Raw genomic sequence first — 20,313 nt, forward strand, 5'->3', positions numbered from 1 at the left:
TTCCATTCTCTGACTGTTTTACCATGCTCAGGGCAATCGCTTAGGTATTTTGGGTATCCAAGCTTAAGCGGTAGCAATTACGGCCAGCCGCCTTGGCCTGATACAGCGCCTTGTCAGCGCGCTCGTATAGGTTGTCCTGATTTTCACCGGCCAGGATCTGCGCAGCACCGAGGCTGGTATGGATCCGGTTACGACTGAAGAATCCGCCTTTATTGAGCTTGGCCAGCACCCGTTCGCACAGTATTGCCGCCGAATCCAGTTCGCCGCGGACAATAATCACAAACTCATCGCCACCAATGCGAAACGCCTGATCGGTGTTGCGGATGGCACTTTTTATCAGGGCACCGAACTGCCGTAACACGGCATCGCCAAACTGGTGGCCGAAGTTGTCGTTCAGGTGCTTGAAGTTGTCCAAATCCAGCACAATCAGCGCCAGCTTATCGTGGTGGCGGTTGGCTCTGGCAACGGCATTTTTAATCGCCTGGCCATAAAAATGACGGTTACCGAGTCCGGTGAGCGAGTCAAACATCGCCTGCTCAGACATCTTTTGATAGCTGATGGCATTGAGCAGCGGCTGAATGAGCATGGACTCCAGCGTTTGCAGGGTGCGAATTTGCGCAGGTGTCAGCGGCTCTATCAGGCGGTAATCCAGGGTTGAGCCCGGAAACGCCTCAGTATTCAGGTGCCTGCGCAGGCTTACGCCGCTGCGACGCCCCCAACTGAAGGAGAGGTCTGCAAACTGTGCCTGAATACCGGCAAGCGGCAGATATTGGCCAAGGGTATTGCCGAAACAGGCAAAGACCGTCCGTGGATCTAAACTTGAATGCAGCTGTTGGATGATGGCGACCAGCGCGCCCTGATCCGGAGTCGGCAAAGCCGTATTCGCACTACCTTCGGGGGTGTAGCGATACTCTTCAGGGTATAACTGCGGTGCGTAACCAAAGTCCATAGTGTTTACTCCAGCGGTTTTGGACTCAAGACAGATAAAAATAAGCAAAATGTGTGCCGATAAAAGTGTTAAATAAATTTGTCTTTATTAGTCATTCAGTTAATCTTTGAAGTGACCATTCTTGTTTTTTATTACGCCGGAAAATTGACAGGGATTTTTCATGGAACACGGCATTCTCCTCAAGATCCTGCTGATGCTGCTTATCGCCATTGGGGCGATAGCACTGCTGCGTCGCTTGGGGTTGCCGGCCATTTTGGCGTACCTGCTGACCGGCGTAGTGGCCGGTCCCGGCGGCTTTGACTGGTTCAGTCAGCAGCAGATGCATTCGGTGGCCGAGCTTGGCGTGGTGCTTTTGATGTTTACCCTGGGGCTGGAGTTCTCTGTCCCCAAACTCTGGGCCATGCGCCGCACTGTATTTGGCCTCGGCAGTGCTCAGGTGCTGGTGACAACCCTGATAGTTATGCTGATTGCCATGGCCCTGGGGCAGCAGCCCGCACAAGCACTGGTGATTGGCTCCGCCATCGCACTTTCATCCACCGCAATCGTACTTAAGCTGCTCAACGAACAGGGCGCGCTGCGTCGCCGCCACGGCGAGTTGTCGGTGAGTGTGCTCTTGTTTCAGGATCTGGCCGTAGTACCGCTGCTTATTCTGCTGCCGCTGCTTGGCGGGGACGACGGCGCCGTGGCGCTTAACAGCATTCTGTTTGCACTGCTTAAAGGTATTGTCGCTTTTATGGCGCTGATGGCCTTTGGTAAGTGGGCACTTCCCAAGGTATTCGATGAAGTGGCGCGCTCACGCTCCAACGAACTTTTCGTACTCTCTGCGTTGGTGGTCGCCTTACTGACCGGTGCCTTTACCCAGTGGCTGGGGCTGTCGATGGCCCTGGGGGCTTTTATGGCGGGCATGCTGCTTGGTGAGAGCCAATATCGGCGCCAGCTTGAAGCCGATATCCGCCCATTTCGTGATTTGTTGATGGGACTTTTCTTTATTTCCATCGGCATGCTGCTGGATTTCCAGTTAGTGATGGCTTACTGGTGGCAAATCCTGCTGGGTTTGCTGGCCGTGGTGGTAGGCAAGGCGCTGGTGGTGCATGGGCTGCTGAAACTGGCCGGTGAGCCATTTAGGGTGTCATCGGTTACGGCGCTGACTCTGGCGCAGGTCGGGGAGTTCTCCTTTGTGGTGCTCGCCCTGGCGGTAAATTACCGTCTGCTGGAGCGTGAGGTCAGCACAGCCCTGGTGATGGTGGCCGTGCTGTCGATGGCACTTGCTCCTGCCCTGGTGCGCCATGCGGTGAACATCAGCAAGCTGTTTCAGGGGCTTAAACCCAATTCCCAGCGTGATGCCGGTTTGCCCAAGGTCGAAGATGGCTCTGAGCTGGTGCTTATTCTTGGTTATGGCCGGGTGGGTCAAACCATCGCCCGCTTCCTTCGCGCCGAGGCCGTGCCTTATCTGGCGCTGGATCTTGACCCCACCCGGGTGCAGGAGGCCAAGCGGGCAGGGGAGCCTGTGTATTTCGGCGATGCCTGTAAGCGCAGTATTTTAAAGCAGGCGGGGATAAGCCAGGCCAAGATGATAGTGCTTACTTTCTGTGAAAGCCGCGCCGTTGACGAAGTGTTGCACCTGTGCCGCGCCATGGCGCCTGAGTCAAAAATTCTGGTGCGCACCCGGGATGACAGTGAGCTTAAGCTGCTTGAGCAAGCAGGCGCCAGCCAGGTTATTCCCGAAACCCTGGAAGGCAGTTTGATGTTGGTGAGTCAGGTGCTGTACCAGTGCGGTGTGCCGCTTACCCGCATTTTAAAGCGCCTCGAGCTTGAGCGGCGGAACCATTATCAGTATCTGCATGGTTTTTTCTCGGGCACGGAAATGGACTTTACCCTGGAGCTGTTGCACGCCGTGGCCTTGCCCCGGGGCGCCAGCGCCGTCGGTCAGCGTCTTGGTGATATTCCCTGGAGCAAACTCAGGGTGGAACTGAGGGGCATTCGCCGCGCCGGGGAGGAATTCGACAGCCCCGATGAAGACTGGCAGCTTAAGGCCGGTGATGTGCTGATTTTACTGGGCAAGCCCCGGCGGGTGGAAAAAGCCGAGGCGCTGCTGCTGCAAGGCTGACGATTTGTTTGTATCCACTGAATGGCGTTATACTGGCACGTCATTTTTCTCTGTGAATACAAGGAAGTTTTGTGTCACACCCCATTCAGGACAGTTTCTCCATCCCCGTAGATGAACTCTTCAAACTGCTGACGTCCAAGGTTCAGGTTGTGTTCTCATCTCAGGAACAGGCGCCGCTGTGGCTCACTGTGCCGGTCGATGATGCCGACAATGAGTGCCAGTGCGTCGGTTATCTCGAATGCGCTGAAACTGAAGCCCGCAGATACATCCGTGAGCATCTTAAGCCCGCGACGGCATATTTCCCCAAGCCGATGCATTGGCAGGAATTTATGCTGATGAGTTATGCCAATCAGGCGATGCCGCTGGAGCTTGGCGACATGCAGGCGATGTCTGCCGAAGAACATCACTCATTCCTTAATCATATGGTGGCAAGTTTTCAGGGCCAGCAAGGCATTTTGCGTCATTGCGGCAATGATGTGGAAGTGATCCGTCAGTGGATTTCTGCTGCTGCCCCCGGCTGGCAGACCGCCAGTGATTTAATGGCGCGTTATGCCAATCTTGAGCATATCTGGCTGTTGGACTGCTTATGGCTTGCTGAGGTGCACCGAGAAGGCGATGGACAGACAGCCCATGCCGGTCAAAGCAAGAGCCGCACCTCTGCTGACCAATCCTCATCCGCATATCGGGGCGCTGCTGAGGTTTTACCCCGGCAGCTGATGGTGCTTGGCGGCGAGCTGGCACGCTTTGAGCTGTCGAGCGAACTGCTTGCAGTTGCCCAAAGCAAGGGCATTGAAGTGGTGCTGCTAAATGAGCTCAGCTTTGATTACTGCGCCGATGCGCTGACCATGCTGCCGTCACTGGTGAGCCGGGACGATAACGGCGCGCCCCAGCTGTATGTCTCAGGCAAAGAGCAGTCTCATCTGCCGCTGAAAGCCTATCTGGTCTTGGATGAGATGCCCCATGGCGCCGTGGAGGTGCAAATGGATGACAAGGACGCAGTGGCAGGACTGTCAGTTAATCAGGTGGCCGCTGATTCCTTTTCGAAGGCGTCGGTATCCAAAGCTGCGGCTCAGTCTGAGCAAGGCAAGAGCCAGCTTGGCACTGTGGTGGTGGCGCTCTGTTTAATCCTCATTACTGCCGGGATCATCTATAGCCTTTGAGGCTGGCATTTGCACTTGTGTGGCTGTGTCAGTCGAGATTGAAAAAGGCTTTGATTTCATCGATACGGCACATGGCGTCCTGATAACCCAGCTCAATCAGGGCGCTGGTGTAGGCCTTTTCGAACAGCAGGTAGGACACAATACTCGAGTCCGACTCTTCACTGATCCCAATCAGCCCCAGCAAACTGCGGATGGCAAAGGGCATTTCCCGGTAGTAGCGGGCTGCAAGCTCGGTTAAATCCTCTGAAGGCTTAATAACCAGGGTGGTGATGGGCTTGAGGTTCAAGCGGTCACGGCTCTCCTGTGGGATAAGCTTGAGGGTATTGTTTATCCGCTCAAGACGTTCAAGGTCGCTGTTGAGGGTATCGGAAAAGATGGTATCCAGCAGGTGACCCGCCACAGTGGCCGTTTTCGGATGGTGCTCCATCTCACGGGTTTCCTGCTTGTGGGGACTGTCGAGGTTAATCACCAGAATACGTTCGGCCCCCAGGTGAATGGGGCTTGCCAGCGGCGCCAGCTGGTGCACTGAGCCATCGCCATAATAATGCTGCTTAAGCTTGATGGACGGGAACACCAGCGGAATGGCCGAGCTTGCCAGCAAATGCTCGGTGTTGAGCCGGGTGCGCTCGCCGCTTCGGCGCGCGCGCTGCCAGTTGTCTATGTCCCGTGAGGCCTGAAAAAAGGTCACCGAGCGGGAGTTGTTATAGCAGGAAGTGTCCACCGACAGCGCGGTGAGGGCGCCGGATTTGATATTGCGATCGATACGGCCAAAGTCGATAAGCTCATTCAGCAGCTTTCGCAGCGGCTCGTTATCCAGCAGGCTGCCGGCGTCGGTGCTGACCTTATCGTGCTGCATGCCTTTGAGCGCCATGCGGCTTAAGTGTTTCATCACTCCACCCAGGGAGCTGGTATACACCTTGGAGGTTTCAAAGTGGCGCCACACCCACTCGAGTTTACGCACGCCGAGGTGAAAACAGGAGGCGTGGGTGGCGATGGAGGTGCCATTAATCGCCCCAGCCGAGGTGCCGCACACAATCCGAAACGGAATGCCGTGGTTTCGTGGATAGAACTGAACTATGGCTTTGAGTACCCCGACCTGATAGGCCGCCCGGGCCCCACCGCCACCCAGCACCAGTGCAGTGGATGATGGCAAGACTTGCTCCAATTTCTTGATAGTTAATTCAATTAAAGCTGCTTGATGCCGGGCTTGGCAATGGTGCGGCATAAAAAAAAGCACCCCGGAGGGTGCTTTCTGTGGTTCAGTGGCGCGCTGTAGATCAGGCGCGGGTGAACTGGCTCTTGAGGAAGTCGACGATTTGGTCGAAAGGCACTTCGCTCTTTTCACCGGTGCGGCGGTTCTTGTACTCGAACACGCCGGCATCGATGTTGCGATCGCCAATCACCACGGCATGGGGCACGCCCATGAGTTCCATATCGGCGAACATCACGCCTGGACGCTCTTTACGGTCATCAAACAGCACTTCGAAACCGGCCTCGGTCAGCTCGTTGTAGAGCTTTTCGGCAATTTCGGTCACCCGGTGTGACTTGTGCATGTTCATTGGCAGAATACCCACGGTGAAGGGGGCAATGGCTTCCGGCCAAACGATGCCGCGATCGTCATGGTTTTGCTCGATGGCGGCAGCCACGATACGGCTTACGCCCACACCGTAACAGCCCATCAGCATGATTTGCGATTTGCCGTTTTCATCCAGTACGGTGGCATTCATGGCTTCTGAGTACTTGTTACCCAGCTGGAAGATGTGACCCACTTCGATGCCGCGGGCGAAGGCATAGGTGCCTTTGCCATCTGGGGTGGCTTCGCCTTCCACTACGTTACGGATGTCGGCGCCCTGAACCAGCGGCAGATCGCGCTCCCAGTTGATGCCGAACAGGTGCTTGCCATCTTCGTTGGCACCGGCGGCAAAGTCGCTCATTACCAGCACGCTGTGGTCGGCAATGACAGGCATCTTGAGGTTTACCGGACCGATAGAGCCGGTACCGGCACCCACAGCGGCGCGGATTTCCGCTTCACCGGCAAACTCCAGCGGCGAGGCAACCAGCTCCAGCTTGTCGGCCTTGATTTCGTTCAGTTCGTGGTCGCCACGTACCAGCAGGGCAACCAGAGGCGCTTCTTCGGTCGCGCCTTTAACAATCAAAGTCTTGATGGTCTTTTCGATGGCCACGCCAAACTGCTCAACCAACTCGGCGATGGTCTTGGCATCGGGAGTGTCCACGGTGCGCAGCGCTTCGGTGGCTTGGCCGCGAGGCTCGGTTGGCAGTGGGGCTTCGGCCTTCTCGATGTTGGCGGCGTAGTCGCTGCCGGTGGAGTAGGCAATCAGGTCTTCACCGCTTTGGGCCAGTACGTGGAACTCGTGGGACACGCTGCCGCCGATGGAGCCTGTGTCGGCCAGCACAGGGCGGAATGCCAGACCCATGCGGCTGAAAATGTTGCTGTAGGCGGTGTACATGGCCTGATAGGTTTCATCCAGCGTCTCTTGATCCAAATGGAAAGAGTAGGCGTCCTTCATCAGGAACTCACGTGAACGCATCACGCCGAAACGGGGGCGCACTTCGTCACGGAACTTGGTCTGGATCTGGTACAGGTTCAGCGGCAACTGCTTGTAAGAGCTCACTTCCTTACGGATAAGGTCGGTGATCACTTCTTCGTGGGTCGGGCCGAGCACAAAGTCACGCTCGTGACGGTCGGTAAAGCGCAGCAGCTCAGGACCAAACTGATCCCAACGACCTGTTTCAACCCACAAATCACCCGGCTGCACCATGGGCATCAGGATCTCAATGGCACCGGCTTTGTTCATTTCTTCACGAACAATGGCTTCCACTTTGCGCAGTACCCGCAGACCTGTGGGCAGGTAGCTGTAAAGGCCTGACGCGTTGCGGCGGATCATACCCGCACGCAGCATGAGTTGATGACTGATTACCTCGGCATTGGCTGGGGTTTCTTTCTGTGTCGATAGCAGGTATTTGCTGACTCGCATTCCCGGTGTCCATAGTTAAAAACAGTGGGCGCCATTGTATCACCTGCATCCATGATGTCACGCGCGGTATGCAGCAAAAAGCCTGCGCTGATGCGTGTTTGGGGCCAGGGGCTGTTGACGTTGCGAGATTAATTTTTGTTCGCTCTGGCAAGCCCGTGCTCGCGAAGCGAGGAATGATGTGTAGTTATGCTACTCAAATGACGAGCGACAAAGAGAAAGGGCTTGCCAGACGAACCCGTCGGGCAGCATTTGGCTTATGTTTCTGCTGCGTTAGCGTCCGTTTATGTAGAGTCACTACACTGCACGGACTTCGCCTTGCATAAACACCAGTCAAATTGCTGCAAAAATAACCGTGAAACGTCAACAGCCCCTAGCTATTACCGGCGGCCTGAAGCCAGGTTGCATCGGGCAACATACAGGGCGCCACCGTGGCCTGATTACCACCCTGGGCACGGGCCTGCAGCAGGGCTTCTTCAGCCTCCAGCGGCAGGCAATCCCAACTGTGGGGGCGTCTTGGCACCTGATTGGCGACGCCCACCGACACAGTGAGCCAGGGCTGACTTGCCAGCAGCGGCGTGGCGATACGGGCCTGATTCACCCGGTGGCAAAGCTGATGGGCCAGCTTAATGGCCTGCTCAAGATCGGTGCAGGAAAGCACTATCGCCAGCTTATTGCCTTCGAAACGGGCCAGGAAATCCTGCACCCGCGAGGTGTGCTGGGTAGCAATAGCCACCAATTGTTGCAGGCTGGCTTCGGGCACTTCGGCCAGCTCATGGCCATTTTGCAGACAGATGGGATCGGGGCTCAGCAGCAGCATGGATACCGGCTCTTCCCGGCGCAGACCACGGAGCCACTCTTGCTGCAGGTGCTGATTCAGGGCGCTGCGGGAGGCAAGCCCTGTGGTAGGGTCAACGTCGGGGTTGCGTTTTTGGCCACTTAATTGGCGCTGGATATGGCGCAGGTTATCCGACATATCCCTGAGTTCCTGATTAACCTGAGGAATGGGCGGTGCAGGCTCGTTGCCGTGGGAGGAAATCACCTGCAACTGGCGGCTGACATCCAGCAGAGGGCGGATAAAATGGCGGCCAAGCAGTGACCAGGCAAGATATTGTGTCAGCAGGATAAAAAACAGCGACAGGAACATCACAGTCATATTGAGCTGCCAGCGGCGCTTTTCGACTTCGGCGAGAATTTTCTGACTCTGGGCCACATGCAGTGAGCTTATCCTGATGGCCAAATCCCGACTCAGCTCAGCCAGGCCACGCAACACAGGTACCCGGTCCTTATCGGGTTGCAGGCTGTCCAGTCCTTGCTTGACCCGGATGGCCATATCCCGCTCAACGATTTGCTGTTCCAATAAGTTGCCAAGCAGCGTCGTTTGGCGCTTTTGCATTTCATCAATCAGCTTTACCCGGCTGTTTGGTGGCAGGGTGTTCCAGTCGCGGGCGAGATTTTCAAACCCCAGCTGCTGCAACAGGCTGTCGCGGGAAAGTTGCTGAAATTCCAACTGACTCTGCTGGTTGGTGCTGAACTCCTGTGCCTGCTGATTGATGGCGCCAAGGGCCATCAATCCGGTGGCAATGCCGAGCAGGGCAATGCACAGAAAGCTTTGCCACAGCCGCCGTTTCATCGCTGGCAGCGGCCTGAGTTTTGATAAGGTGGATACCTGAGCGTCCTTGTTCACTGCATCGTCCCTGTGTTTAACCTTTTGTGCGCCTGTCGCCTATGATGCGGGCGGGGTTGCCGGCAACAATGGCGAAGGGGGGCACATCCTTGGTGACGACAGCTCCCATGCCGACAACGGCCTGGGAGCCTATGGTCACCCCATCCACTATGCCCGCCTGAGCACCAATCCACACATCCTCGCCTATCACTATGCCGTTGGAGCTGACTTTCTGCCGGTAAATGGCTTCATCCGGGCTCATGCCATGGTTAAAGGCGTAAATGGTAACGTTATTGGCGATGCGGGTTCTGCTGCCAATTTTGATGCCTGAGCGGCCGCCGTCAAGGGAAGCGCCATGATTTATCGCCACTTCATCGCCCATATCAATCGGACCGTGGAGAAAAACCCCTGCCGCTATCATACATTGGTCTCCCATGCGGATATCGCGGCCGGGTTCGGCAAAAAGCTGCGCTTCGGGGGCAATAAAGCAATGCTGGCCCAAGGTGACGGTTTCGAGCTGCACCAGCCGTGACTGCACTTCCTGCTGCCAGGGCTGTGCCCAGGCTTTATGCTTGTCTTTCAATGAGAAATACAGCCAGGGCATCCAGGACAGGCGCTTTTTATGCTGCTCGCGGTAGTCGTCAGGCGTCATTGCTTTGTCCTGAGCTGTTTTGTCCAGAGGCGTTTGGTTCAGATGCAACCTGGCCAACCTTGGTGGGCTTGAGTTCCAGCACATGGGCCTTGTCGTCCTGAATGCACCAGAAAATATCCAGATCGTACAGGGCAACCTGATACAGCTTGGGATCTTCTTTGGCTTTCTTGTAGGCCGGGCGTGGGTCCTGGGCCAGCACGCCGTCTATCAGCGCCGCCAAATCCGGGCGGGCATCGCTCTGGCCTAGGGTGGCGATTTGCGCCGATGCCGTCTCGCTGTAGCTCACCTCAATCAATACCGGGGCTTCCTGCGCCATGCCGCCCTTAGCATCCACAATGGCATCGGAGAAGGGAATATAGGGTTTGATATCTATGATGGGCGTGCCATCAAGTAAATCCATGCCACTGATTTCGAGGCACAATTTCCCTTTTCGTTTCACTATGCCGTGCAGGCGCACCACCGACTGGCCTATGCCATTGGGGCGAAAGGTGGAGCGGGTGGCAAACACCCCCAGCTTTTCATTGCCGCCGAGGCGTGGTGGTCGCACTGTGTTTTTCCAGCCCTGAGACAGGTTTTCGTGGAAGCAAAACAGCAGCCACAGGTGGGAATACTGCTCAAGCCCGCGCACTGTGTCGGGATCGTTAAAGGGTGGCAGCAGCTCCACAAAACCGTGGGCGTTTACCAGCCCCGGTTGCCGTGGAATACCGAATTTTTGCCGATAGGGCGTGTGGCAGGTTGCCACCGCCTGAATAAGATTTTCGAACGCCTTCATAACTTAGTCGGCGCTGGCCTGACGGATGGCCTGACCCACACACAGGCTGCGGCTGTGGCAACCGCCGCCGGGCTCGGTGATCAGGGTACAGTTTTTGATGATAAGGCCGTTTGCGCCTTTATCGGCGGCTTTGCGGCGGGCATCGGTGCGGGCATCGGCAAGGCTTACCGGCACATCATGAGGGCTTGCCTGACAGGCTTCGCCTTCAACCAGACCCAGAATTTCGTAGCGGCCTGAGGGTTGTTGATTGGCTTCGAACAGCACCACATCTCCGGCCTTAAAGTAATCGTTGATGGCCTCACGGTCGAGGTTGCTGGAAAAGCGATAGTCCGATGAGCAGCCTGCGAGGGCCAGCAATGCAGCAACCCCGGCTGCGGCGGTCAGATTACGTAGGGTCATGATGGGTCCTGTCGGCGTTTGGCGGTCGCTCCTGCGCCGCGGCACATGCCCCGGCAAGTTGCATCCGGGGCATTGGTTATAAAATTCTGCGTGTCCGGCGAGGCTTCAATCAGATCTTACTGAGGGAAACCGGCGCCGGGCTAATCTGCAAAATTCTATCGCTTCAAGTACTTTTGATAAAGCTGATCGGCACGGGTTTTCAAATCAATCTCACGGCCGTCAATAAATACCTGCTGGATGCGGGCATTCATGGGGTCGAGAATATCGCCCTCGGCCAGGACCAGATTGGCGCGAAAACCTTCCTTGATGGCACCCATATCATCGACACCGGCAATTTTGGCGGCATCCAGGGTAATGGCCTTGAGTGCGGCGTCTTTATCCAGTCCATTGGCGGCGGCATAACCGGCCGCAAAGGGCAGGTTGCGGGCATCCCAATCGCCGTTGTAGGCAATGGCAAAGTCGATGCCGGCCTTGGCAAGCCTGCTTGGCACTACAAAGGCCTCGTCGATGTTGTCATCCCTGTGCCGTGGCAGGCTCAGTACTGAAGGATAAACCACAGCCACACCGGCCTCTTTGATGGCATCGGCATGACGCCAGGCATCATAACCACCAACAATCACGGCCTTGAGCTGGTACTGGCGCACCAATGGCAGGGCTTCGCTGATGGCGCGGCTGTCGTTGAGGTGTAAAAACAGCCTGGCCTTGCCGGCAAACAGCGGCTGCATGGCTTCAAAGCGGCGATGGCTCAGACCAGGCTCGGCAGCCTTACGGTCGGCAAAGGCATGGGCGCTGGCAAAGAGATTGGTAATGTCATTCAGCGCTTTTTGGTGCTTTTCCAGCGCTTTGGCTTTCTCATCCGGCTTGCTTGGCAAACCGCCAAGTTCTGGCCAGTAAAGATGCAGGCTCATGGGTGTTGGCACCAGCGCATCTTCCACTGTCCAGCTGTCGAGGTTCACCAGCGCACTTTGCCCGGCCAGCAGCTCGCCCTGGGGGACGATTTGTGCGTGGGTAATGCCATTGCGCCTTAAGGTGGGGATGATTTCCGAGTCGGGGTTAAACACCGATTGCGCCCTGAGCTCGGCGTTGTTCAGCCCCACATCAAAGGTGTCTACGGTTGGGCGCACCATGGAAATCTCCACCATGCCGACCTGGGTGTCCAAGGCGACAAGGCCGGGGTAGAGGTGCTTGCCTTTGGCATCGATAATGCGGGCGTTTTCCACCTCAAGCTGAGCGCCAATGGCCTTGATGCGGCCGTTTTCAACCAGTACCTGGGTATTTTCTTTTACGCCATCGGACACTGTATGCACTGTGGCATGGGTGAACAGAATGGCGTTAGATTGCGAGTTTGTCGGCACCATATCGTGGGCGCTGGCAGTGGCTCCCAGCAGCGCCAGTGGCAGAAGTAAATGTCTCATTGGTGGGCTCCGTGTTGATGCTGGTTGCTGCGATTCTGGCCTGCAAAAATAAAGTGGGTGTCGCAGTGCCATTCGGGTTCAAGCACATCAGACGGTGTCTCGCCTGCTTTTTCGCTTTCATCCAGCGTCAGGATTTTTTGCACCAGAGCGCGTTTCTCCTCGGCCTGTGCCTGTCTCATGGCCGCATCTTCTTCTTTGGAATAGAAGCGCTTGCCATCGACCCAAACCATCTCAGTTCGGGCGTAAACCGACAGCGGGTTGGCATCCCACAGCACCAGATCGGCAACCTTGCCTTCTTTGATGGAGCCGGTGTCTTTGTCAATGCCCAGCTGTTTGGCTGGGTTGATGGTAATCATCTTCCAGGCTTCTTCCGGGCTCATGTCGCAATACATCATCGATTTGGCGGCTTCCTGATTGAGGCGACGCTGCATCTCGAAGCTGTCTGAGTTGAGGCTGGTCAGCACTCCGGCCTGTTGCATCAAACAGGCGTTTTGCACTATGGCGTCGTAGACCTCAAATTTATAGGCCCACCAGTCGGAGAAGGTAGATGCTCCGGCGCCGTGGGCCGCCAGCTCTTTGGCAACCTTGTAGCCTTCAAGCACGTGGGTAAAGGCTTTAACCTTAAAACCGTATGCTTCGGCGAGGCGGATAAACATCAGGATTTCTGATTGCACGTAGGAGTGAATGTGCACATCGCGGCTGCTTTCCAGCACTTCGGCAATGGCTTCCAGGCGCAGGTTAGGGCGTGGACTCAACTGCTGGTTTTGCTCTTTGGCTGCAAGCTTGCTGTAACTGGCAAAGGCCTTGCGGTAATCGCGGGCGGCATCGAAGGCATCGGCCATAACCGACTCAACCCCCATGCGGCTTTGGGGGAAGCGAATGGTAAAATCATCGCCCCAGTTGGCCTGCTTGACGTTTTCGCCCAGGGCGAACTTGATGCTGCCCGGTGCGCCTTGATATTTAAGGCCTTCAGCACTTTCGCCCCAGCGCAGCTTAATCAGTTGGCTCTGGCCACCTATGGGGTTGGCGCTGCCGTGGAGCAGCTGCGCCGTGGTCACGCCACCGGCGAGGGAGCGATAGATGGAAACATCTTCGGGGTTCAGCACATCACCAATGCGGACTTCGGATGTTACTGCGTCTGTGTCTTCATTGGTGCCGCCGTTAAGCGCAATATGGGAGTGCTCATCCACAATACCGGCTGTGAGATGTTTGCCCGTGCCATCAATCTTGCTGTAACCCGGCGGGGTCATCAGCTGTTGACCGATTTGCAAAATGCGGCCCTTGCTGATGATAACGTCGGTGTTTTCCAGCACGCCTTCGGCTTCCGAGGTCCAGACAGTGGCGCCCTGAATATGCACCTTGTCGTTGCCGGGCAGGGCGGCGCGGCCAAAGGCCACATTGGGAGAAGTCAGAGCGCCCACGAAAGCCGCAGTTGTTGCAGATGCTTTGCCGGTAGCTGCGTTGTCAGCCGCTTTGGGCGTAGCTCGGGTAAGTGTCAGTGGCTGCGTTTTGCCATCGCTGCTGATTGCCTGGCCGCTTAGGCGGGTCATATCCAGCTTTAATCTGAATTTGCCGTTGCTGCCGGGCAGCTCAGCGCGTCCAAGCAGGGCATTGACTGTGCCTTGTGCTTCCAGCGGCTTGCCATCGAGCGTGACTTTTATGCCGCTATCATAACCTAGGCTCAGTGGCAGGGATTTATCACCCAGCTGTAACTGGTACTCACCAATGAGCGGGCGTACATCTTTGGGGACAATAGCCTTTTCTTGCCCTTGCAGGAACACGCTCACCAGCTTGCCATCCTTAAAAGGATTACCCTGATACACGGCCAAATCGGCCATAAAACCAGGTTCGATTTTGCCGGCTATATTGGCAACCCCGGCGATGGTGGCGGCACTGGTGGTTAGTGCGGCCAAGGCGTCTTGTTCGCTGAGGCCTGATTGCACAGCTTTTTGCAGCCGCGGCCAGAAGTCTTTCTTATCTTCAATGCCGTGCAGGGTAAGGGCAAAATTCACGCCTGCCTGACTCAGGGCGGCGGGATTGGCGCTGGCACGCTCCCAGTGGCGCAGTTCGGCCAGTTTGAGATGATGGCTTAAATCCGGATCGCTGACATCGGGCGCCGCTGGGAAATTCAGCGGCAGAATAAGCTCAAACGAGGTGTTTTTAATTTCATCTATACGCGCATATTCGCGGCCATTGCCCAGCAATGCACCCTTCAAATTAAATTCGCCCATCAGCTTTGCGGCCCTGAGCTGACTATTTAAATCCTGTGTATCAAATACATAATAATGCGGCTGCTCGCTTGAGAGTGCTTCAAGGGCGGCATTGAATTCAAGCGCACCCGTGCCAGCCAAGGCGGCGTTTTTACCATACCAGCCCGCATCCAGCAGTGTTTGGCGAATTAATGCCATGGCACCCATCAGTGAGTTGGGGTAGTCCTGCACAGAGCTGCCTTTATCAAAAGACAGGAAATGATTCGCTTCGGCGCGGTAAACCAGCTCATTGGCAATTTTATCGGCAAGGGAAACATGGACGCCCTGACCACGGAAAATGCCATCAAACTTTGCCGATTGCACACTGGTAAAGCCGTTATTAATCCAGCTTTGTGCCTCTTCGTGGTTGCCGGCAAATTCATGTGCCCAGACTTTTTCTGCATGAATGGCACCGTTGGCAGCATTACCGCCAATACGGGCAATTTCATACACGGGCGCGGTTTTCTCCGTGCTGGGATAGCTAAAGCCAATACCATATTGGCTGAATGGGTCGATAAAGCCCGGGTAAATATCCAGGCCCTGCATATTAATTACCGTCGCACCGGCTGGCGCGGCTTGGCCTTTTAATATGGATTTGATTTTATTGCCTTCAATGACCAGGGTTCCCCGCTCCACGACTTGCCCGGGAGCCAGATGTAATCGGGCGCCTTCGATGGCTAACAGTGACTGCGGATCGGATGTCAGTAAGGTTTTGGCATCTGTACTCAACGGGATGCTGGAGAGTCCCAGTAAGAGTAAGATGAAGTTATTGTTATTTTTCATCGTACTGGTGTTGTCTTTTCTGTAGGCAAAAGTAGATAAAAGAGTAACGGAAGATGCAATTGAATGGCAGTACTGAATTGTAAAAAGGTTTTCACACAAATAAAAAAGGCCGATATGAAATCGGCCTTAATATTTGAGTATTCACTTAGATGAGGAAGTCATCCATAGAAGCGCCTTTCTCGGTGGCGTTCTTGAATACGGTAGGCATACGGCCCTGGCCAGTCCAGGTAATTTCTTCGCCGTCTACAACGATTTTGTATTTGGCAGGACGTGGAGCGCGCTTTTTGCCAGCAGGCTTGTTGGCAGCCACGTTACCCAGATCTTCAACAGACAGACCGATTTCAGCCATCTGCTTACGGATTTCTTCAATCTTGGCGATACGCTCGGCGTTGGCTTTCAGCTCTTCTTCGGCTTCGGCTTCACGCTCGTTAATGATTTTTTCGAGTTTGGCGGCCAGATCACGCAGCTCATCAACAGACAGATCTTTAACAGCAGCTTTCAGACGACGACCGTGGGTCAGGATTTCAAGAAAATCGCTCATGGTTTATTTGGTCCCGTGTTTAATAAACTAAAATGAACATCGAAAAGAATAATAGAAATAAATAAATCAGTCTGCAATTAAAAAACCGTAATTATTAAGTGATATTCATCAAAATAGGCGAGTTCGACCGCTTTTTGCTCCAGCCAATGGGTCAAATTGAGCATGTTGGCGATAAAAGCAGGCCACTTTTTTCCAATAGATACTTTGCTCAGGTTTAGCTTTTCATCCTGTCAGAGTCGCTTGCCCCAATCCTGGATGTCGTCATTGGCCTGCTTGAATACGAATTTTTAATGGAACGAGTGGGGCAGGCATGCCCTTTGGCAAGACACAATTAATCACATAATCACAGATAAATTGATTGGATATTGTATTTGTTGATATTTCAGCTTGGGCGTTATTTGTTTGATACCTGACCAAAACAGTCTGCTTAGCCTTTAGTCGAATTGGTATTGTGACATCGATTTCATTTTCGTCTGTTTTAGCCTGCTTCTATTCTGCGTTGTCTGTCAGTCTTCACTTCTATGATGGCTATTGGTTCACGGCGGGTTACTGCTAGCTTTACTGGCTGTTATTGGCCCAGCTTCTATATTTGTGGTCGGCGGCTTTTGGGGCGGCTGTAGCGAAAGCCATGGAAACGTCGGCTTTTACTCAAGGTTGATATTTGCGGGCTTATCGTCCGCCGGGGGTCATCATCCCATGTGTCATTGCGGCGGCTGCCGGGCGTAGCAGGCGCCATGTATCAGGTGCTATGTATCTGTTGCCATGTAATAGGCGTAATGGTGGTGTTCAAAAAACTGGCCAGTGAGCCTATGCACAAACTCACAAACGCTCGTTTGACTCAGGTTGACGTTTACGTTAACAGCACGTAAAGTTGCGCTATTGCGTAACCACTTGGGTGCCATGGTGCCCGCGGTTACATCCCCAACAAAAGAAGGTGCAGGAAGGAAACCCTATGAAAATACTGGTGCCTGTAAAGCGCGTTGTCGATGCCAACGTGAAGGTGAGGGTGAAGGCCGATAATACCGATGTAGACACGGCAAACCTCAAGATGGCGATTAACCCCTTTTGTGAAATTGCCGTAGAAGAAGCGGTAAGACTCAAAGAAACGGGTCACGCCAGCGAAATCGTGGTTGTGAGTGTCGGCAGCAAGGCCGTACAGGAGCAGATGCGTACCGCTATGGCACTGGGCGCCGATCGGGGAATTCATGTGGAAGCCGGCGACGATTTGGCTCCGGTTTCCATCGCCAAGATTTTGAAAGCCGTGCAGGACAAAGAGCAGGCCGAGCTGGTATTGCTGGGTAAGCAGTCCATCGATGGTGACAACAACCAGACCGGCCAGATGCTGGCCGCGCTGATGGACGCGCCTCAGGCGACCTTTGCTTCCAAAGTGGTGGTGGAAGGCGGTGAGCTGCTGGTAACCCGCGAAGTGGACGGCGGCCTGCAAACTGTGCGCCTGCCAATGCCCGCCATTGTGACCTCAGATCTGCGCCTGAATGAGCCTCGCTACGCCAAACTGCCCGATATCATGAAAGCCAAGCGCAAGCCGCTGGATACCGTAACTCCGGAAGCCCTGGGCGTGACGTTAAAGGCACACCAGAAGCTTATCAGTGTGACAGCGCCTGCTGCCCGTCAGGCCGGTATCAAGGTGGCCTCTGTTGAAGAGCTGGTGGAAAAACTGAAAAACGAAGCAAAGGTGATCTGATATGAGCATTCTCGTCCTTGCAGAACATGATAACGCCAGCCTGAAACTGGATACCGCCAAGGTTGTGAGTGCCGCCAAGGCTATAGGTGGTGACATCCACCTGCTGGTTGCCGGTCATAACTGTGGCGCTGTGGCCGACGCTGCCGCTGCCATCGATGGCGTTGCCAAAGTGCTGGTGGCTGATAACGCCGCCTATGCCGCTCACCTGGGTGAAAACCTGGCCGCGCTGATGCTGGATTTGGCCGGTAATTACAGCCACATTCTGGCCGCCGCCAGCTCCATGGGTAAAGATGCGTTGCCTCGGGTTGCCGTGCTGCTCGATGTGGCCCAGCTCTCTGAAGTGGTTGCCGTGGTTGATGCCAACACCTTTGTGCGCCCCATCTACGCTGGTAACGCGCTGGCAACGGTTGAGAGCCTGGATGACAAGAAGGTGATGACGGTACGTCCCAGCGCCTTCGACGCCGCCGGCAATGGTGGCAGCGCCGCCATTGAAGCCCTGGATAAGGTGTTTACCGCCAAGAGTGCCTTTGTGTCGCAGGAGCTGACGGTATCCGAGCGCCCTGAGCTTGGCAGTGCCGGCATTATCGTCTCCGGTGGCCGCGGCATGGGCAGCGGTGAAAACTTTGCCCTGCTGGAAAAACTGGCCGATAAACTCGGCGCCGCCGTGGGAGCTTCCCGCGCTGCCGTTGATGCAGGCTTTGTGCCCAACGATCTGCAGGTAGGTCAAACCGGTAAGATTGTGGCGCCGCAGCTGTACATTGCCGTGGGTATCTCCGGAGCCATCCAGCATCTGGCGGGCATGAAAGACTCCAAGGTGATTGTTGCCATCAACAAAGATCCTGAAGCCCCCATCTTCCAGGTGGCGGATTATGCCCTGGAAGCGGATCTGTTTGAGGCCGTGCCCAAGCTGATAGACTTGCTTTAATTTGTGATCTTGGTCACGATATGCGGCCTGGGGGTAGCTTCCCCCGGGCCGCTTGTGTTTTTATGTGCCGCACGCCTGCACACGGGCGTCCTGAGTAGAGGTGCGCCAAGCATCAGTAACAGTCAACAGGGTGATGCCGTTGACGGGCTGTGAAAGGGCATTGGCGCCGAAGTGGATGTGTGTATCACCGCCTTCCGCTGGGGTCGTTATCGAAAGAAACGGCACTGCCATAGTATTTTCTGTCGGGATGACAGAGGTTGTATTTACTATGGAGCGCTACTGATAGGACAGGTGTTCTTGGGTATTTTTGCCGTTTCCCCACCAGTTCAGTCGCCCTCCATTCGTTTTTTACGAAGATATTTCAATGACATTGATAAGTTACGCCGACTCGGCATTGTCCCTATTGCCGCCGATTGTGGCTATCGTACTGGCGGTATTGACCCGCAAGGTGCTCTTGTCCCTTGGCCTGGGTATTCTGGTTGGCGCGCTGCTGCTGAATAATTTTGCCCCTCTTGCCAGCGCCGAATTTTTGGCTCACCGGGTTACCAATCTGGTGTGGAGCGATGGCGCGCTCAATAGCTGGAATCTGTATATCCTCGGCTTTTTGGTGCTGCTGGGGATGATCACCGCCCTGATTACCGTCTCCGGCGCTGCCCGCGCCTTTGCCGATTGGGCCAGACAGCGCATCCGCTGCAAGCGTGACGCCAAGCTGTTGACCATGTTTTTGGGCTGTGTGGTCTTTATCGACGACTACTTCAACAGCCTGGTGGTGGGCTCCATTTCCCGCCCCTTAACCGACCGTTACTATATTTCCCGCGCTAAGCTTGCCTATCTGCTGGACTCCACCGCCGCACCTGTATGCGTAATTTCGCCGGTTTCCAGCTGGGGCGCCTATATCATTGCGCTGATTGGCGGCATCCTTGCCACCCACGGCATGAGTGAGGCGGGCCATTTGTCGGTGTTTATCCAGATGATCCCGATGAACTTCTACGCCATCTTCGCGCTCTTACTGCTGCTATGTGTGGCCTTTATGGGGCTGGATGTTGGCCCGATGAAGGCCCATGAGCAAAACGCTATGCGCGGCAATTTGTACGATGAAGCCAAGGGCACACCGCCGGGGGCCAGTGCCGACTTGCCGGAGGCCGATAGCGGCCGTATTGCGGGGTTGTTCGTGCCCATTGGCACCCTGGTATTCGCCACCCTGTTTTTTATGATCCAAAGCGGCGCCTCGGCGCTTGCCCAAGCCAATCAAGAGTTTTCTCTCATTGGCGCTTTTGAGAAAACCGATGTGGGTGGTTCGCTGTTCTTCGGTGCGCTGGTGGGCCTGGGGGTAACTCTGGTGCAGGCCATAATGCAAAAGGTTGAAAGCAAGCTGATTATCACGGCGCTTACCCAGGGCGCCCGCTCCATGGTGCCTGCCATCTATATCCTGCTGTTCGCCTGGACCATTGCCGGTATTATCGGCGAGCTGGAAACCGGCAAGTTTATGGCGAGTCTTGCCAGCGGCAATATTCCCTTTGCGCTGCTGCCAGCGGTGATGTTTATCCTCGCCGGGCTTACCGCCTTTGCTACGGGCACCAGCTGGGGCACCTTCGGCATTATGCTGCCGATTGCCGCCGACATGGCCATGGGCAGCCACACGGCAATGATGTTGCCGATGCTCGCCGCCGTGCTGGCTGGTGCCGTATTCGGTGACCACTGCTCGCCCATTTCTGATACCACGATTTTGTCGTCCACCGGCGCCAGCTGCCACCATATCGATCATGTGGTGACTCAGCTGCCCTATGCGCTGATTGTGGCAGCCATCAGCTTGGTGGGCTATACGGTGATGGGCTTTACCGAGTCGGTGTGGGCCGGATTTGGCACCACTTCAGCCCTTTTTGTGCTGGCGGTGATAGGTCTTAAAATCAAGGCCGGGAAGGGCTGAGCCTCGCTGAGTTTACAAGACGTTTAACAATAGAAAAGCCGCTCAATTGAGCGGCTTTTTTGTGGCTGAGCTT

At 55.3% G+C, this 20,313-nt stretch carries 15 protein-coding genes and 1 riboswitch; of the genes, 5 read left to right on the forward strand and 10 right to left on the reverse strand.

What is annotated here, in order from left to right; genetic code table 11:
- Positions 1 to 40: 40 nt before the first annotated feature.
- Positions 41 to 949 carry a diguanylate cyclase DgcS gene (gene dgcS, locus MJ923_RS04535; protein ID WP_240590071.1) on the reverse strand — a complete coding sequence of 303 codons (909 nt, stop codon included), beginning with the start codon at positions 947 to 949 and terminating at the stop codon, positions 41 to 43.
- Positions 950 to 1,109: 160 nt separating this feature from the next.
- Between dgcS and MJ923_RS04540 the strand changes: the two genes are divergently transcribed.
- Together MJ923_RS04540 and MJ923_RS04545 are read left to right on the forward strand one after the other, a co-directional pair.
- Positions 1,110 to 3,056, forward strand: coding sequence for a monovalent cation:proton antiporter family protein (locus MJ923_RS04540; protein ID WP_126166286.1), 1,947 nt, complete (start codon positions 1,110 to 1,112; stop codon positions 3,054 to 3,056).
- A 71-nt stretch (positions 3,057 to 3,127) separates the two neighbouring features.
- The gene (locus MJ923_RS04545; protein WP_240590072.1) at positions 3,128 to 4,216 is read left to right on the forward strand and encodes a hypothetical protein; all 1,089 of its coding nucleotides are present in this window, start codon (positions 3,128 to 3,130) and stop codon (positions 4,214 to 4,216) included.
- A gap of 28 nt (positions 4,217 to 4,244) precedes the next feature.
- On the opposite strand, the gene MJ923_RS04550 is transcribed toward MJ923_RS04545, so the two are convergent.
- The 9 genes from MJ923_RS04550 to MJ923_RS04590 form a co-directional block, all read right to left on the reverse strand.
- Positions 4,245 to 5,369: a patatin-like phospholipase family protein gene (locus MJ923_RS04550; protein WP_126166288.1), complete on the reverse strand. Its 1,125-nt coding sequence runs from the start codon at positions 5,367 to 5,369 to the stop codon at positions 4,245 to 4,247.
- Between the two features lie 124 nt (positions 5,370 to 5,493).
- Entirely contained in the window at positions 5,494 to 7,212 is a 1,719-nt protein-coding gene (locus tag MJ923_RS04555; protein ID WP_240590073.1) for a proline--tRNA ligase, read from the reverse strand.
- A 370-nt stretch (positions 7,213 to 7,582) separates the two neighbouring features.
- Entirely contained in the window at positions 7,583 to 8,896 is a 1,314-nt protein-coding gene (locus MJ923_RS20845; RefSeq protein WP_240590074.1) for a GGDEF domain-containing protein, read from the reverse strand.
- A 16-nt stretch (positions 8,897 to 8,912) separates the two neighbouring features.
- Positions 8,913 to 9,527, reverse strand: coding sequence for an acyltransferase (locus tag MJ923_RS04565; RefSeq protein ID WP_240590075.1), 615 nt, complete (start codon positions 9,525 to 9,527; stop codon positions 8,913 to 8,915).
- Complete coding sequence (gene tsaA, locus MJ923_RS04570) at positions 9,517 to 10,299, reverse strand: tRNA (N6-threonylcarbamoyladenosine(37)-N6)-methyltransferase TrmO (RefSeq protein ID WP_240590076.1); 783 nt, start codon at positions 10,297 to 10,299, stop codon at positions 9,517 to 9,519. The genes MJ923_RS04565 and tsaA overlap by 11 nt, the downstream gene beginning before the upstream one ends.
- Before the next feature lie 3 nt (positions 10,300 to 10,302).
- Positions 10,303 to 10,698 carry an Rcs stress response system protein RcsF gene (gene rcsF / locus MJ923_RS04575; protein ID WP_240590077.1) on the reverse strand — a complete coding sequence of 132 codons (396 nt, stop codon included), beginning with the start codon at positions 10,696 to 10,698 and terminating at the stop codon, positions 10,303 to 10,305.
- 155 nt (positions 10,699 to 10,853) lie between these two features.
- The gene (locus MJ923_RS04580; RefSeq protein ID WP_240590078.1) at positions 10,854 to 12,113 is read right to left on the reverse strand and encodes an amidohydrolase family protein; all 1,260 of its coding nucleotides are present in this window, start codon (positions 12,111 to 12,113) and stop codon (positions 10,854 to 10,856) included.
- Complete coding sequence (locus tag MJ923_RS04585; protein ID WP_240590079.1) at positions 12,110 to 15,145, reverse strand: amidohydrolase family protein; 3,036 nt, start codon at positions 15,143 to 15,145, stop codon at positions 12,110 to 12,112. The genes MJ923_RS04580 and MJ923_RS04585 overlap by 4 nt, the downstream gene beginning before the upstream one ends.
- A 145-nt stretch (positions 15,146 to 15,290) precedes the next feature.
- Positions 15,291 to 15,686, reverse strand: coding sequence for an H-NS histone family protein (locus MJ923_RS04590; RefSeq protein ID WP_126166296.1), 396 nt, complete (start codon positions 15,684 to 15,686; stop codon positions 15,291 to 15,293).
- Between the two features lie 952 nt (positions 15,687 to 16,638).
- Between MJ923_RS04590 and MJ923_RS04595 the strand changes: the two genes are divergently transcribed.
- The 3 genes from MJ923_RS04595 (at position 16,639) to MJ923_RS04605 (ending at position 20,240) form a co-directional block, all read left to right on the forward strand.
- On the forward strand, positions 16,639 to 17,388 hold the full coding sequence (locus tag MJ923_RS04595; RefSeq protein ID WP_240590080.1) for an electron transfer flavoprotein subunit beta/FixA family protein: 750 nt from the start codon (positions 16,639 to 16,641) through the stop codon (positions 17,386 to 17,388).
- Position 17,389: 1 nt separating this feature from the next.
- Positions 17,390 to 18,313 carry an electron transfer flavoprotein subunit alpha/FixB family protein gene (locus tag MJ923_RS04600; RefSeq protein WP_240590081.1) on the forward strand — a complete coding sequence of 308 codons (924 nt, stop codon included), beginning with the start codon at positions 17,390 to 17,392 and terminating at the stop codon, positions 18,311 to 18,313.
- A gap of 87 nt (positions 18,314 to 18,400) precedes the next feature.
- Positions 18,401 to 18,600, forward strand: a riboswitch (Lysine riboswitch).
- Positions 18,601 to 18,677: 77 nt separating this feature from the next.
- Positions 18,678 to 20,240, forward strand: coding sequence for a Na+/H+ antiporter NhaC family protein (locus MJ923_RS04605; protein WP_240590082.1), 1,563 nt, complete (start codon positions 18,678 to 18,680; stop codon positions 20,238 to 20,240).
- Positions 20,241 to 20,313: the final 73 nt, after the last annotated feature.

The sequence above is a fragment of the Shewanella zhuhaiensis genome (assembly GCF_022484835.1).
Classification (GTDB): Bacteria; Pseudomonadota; Gammaproteobacteria; order Enterobacterales; family Shewanellaceae; genus Shewanella; species Shewanella khirikhana.

What these genes read in the sequence shown, in the direction of transcription:
- dgcS (WP_240590071.1), bottom strand. Translation starts at nt 949, where the DNA reads ATGGACTTTGGTTACGCACCGCAGTTATACCCTGAAGAGTATCGCTAC.
- MJ923_RS04540 (WP_126166286.1), top strand. Translation starts at nt 1,110, where the DNA reads ATGGAACACGGCATTCTCCTCAAGATCCTGCTGATGCTGCTTATCGCC.
- MJ923_RS04555 (WP_240590073.1), bottom strand. Translation starts at nt 7,212, where the DNA reads ATGCGAGTCAGCAAATACCTGCTATCGACACAGAAAGAAACCCCAGCC.
- MJ923_RS04565 (WP_240590075.1), bottom strand. Translation starts at nt 9,527, where the DNA reads ATGACGCCTGACGACTACCGCGAGCAGCATAAAAAGCGCCTGTCCTGG.
- tsaA (WP_240590076.1), bottom strand. Translation starts at nt 10,299, where the DNA reads ATGAAGGCGTTCGAAAATCTTATTCAGGCGGTGGCAACCTGCCACACG.
- rcsF (WP_240590077.1), bottom strand. Translation starts at nt 10,698, where the DNA reads ATGACCCTACGTAATCTGACCGCCGCAGCCGGGGTTGCTGCATTGCTG.
- MJ923_RS04580 (WP_240590078.1), bottom strand. Translation starts at nt 12,113, where the DNA reads ATGAGACATTTACTTCTGCCACTGGCGCTGCTGGGAGCCACTGCCAGC.
- MJ923_RS04585 (WP_240590079.1), bottom strand. Translation starts at nt 15,145, where the DNA reads ATGAAAAATAACAATAACTTCATCTTACTCTTACTGGGACTCTCCAGC.
- MJ923_RS04590 (WP_126166296.1), bottom strand. Translation starts at nt 15,686, where the DNA reads ATGAGCGATTTTCTTGAAATCCTGACCCACGGTCGTCGTCTGAAAGCT.
- MJ923_RS04595 (WP_240590080.1), top strand. Translation starts at nt 16,639, where the DNA reads ATGAAAATACTGGTGCCTGTAAAGCGCGTTGTCGATGCCAACGTGAAG.
- MJ923_RS04600 (WP_240590081.1), top strand. Translation starts at nt 17,390, where the DNA reads ATGAGCATTCTCGTCCTTGCAGAACATGATAACGCCAGCCTGAAACTG.
- MJ923_RS04605 (WP_240590082.1), top strand. Translation starts at nt 18,678, where the DNA reads ATGACATTGATAAGTTACGCCGACTCGGCATTGTCCCTATTGCCGCCG.